The sequence below is a fragment of the Campylobacter sp. 2018MI10 genome (assembly GCF_018501175.1).
Lineage (GTDB): Bacteria > Campylobacterota > Campylobacteria > Campylobacterales > Campylobacteraceae > Campylobacter_E.
Genome location: NZ_JAHCZD010000145.1, coordinates 1 through 382 on the forward strand (window position 1 = coordinate 1; position 382 = coordinate 382).

Annotated in this window: 1 pseudogene; it reads left to right on the top strand. The window is 36.6% G+C overall.

From position 1 onward, the window contains the following. A pseudogene (locus KJR01_RS10070) lies at positions 1–382 on the top strand (ketol-acid reductoisomerase); the annotation flags it as partial.

The following is a 382-nucleotide window of genomic DNA, read 5'->3' on the forward strand; positions in this document are numbered from 1 at the left end:
GGTATTATAGAAACAACCTTTAAAGCCGAAACAGAAACAGATCTTTTTGGTGAGCAAGCTGTGCTTTGTGGTGGACTTAGTGCTTTGATTCAAGCAGGTTTTGAAACTTTGGTTGAAGCAGGTTATGAACCTGAAATGGCTTATTTTGAGTGTTTGCATGAGATGAAACTCATTGTGGATTTGATTTATCAAGGTGGTATTGCAGATATGCGTTATTCTATTTCAAATACTGCAGAATACGGCGATTACATCACAGGGCCAAAGATTATCACTGAAGAGACTAAAAAAGCGATGAAAGGTGTTTTAAAAGATATACAAAATGGTGTTTTTGCAAAAGATTTTATCTTAGAACGCCGTTCAGGTTTTGCTAGAATGCATGCAG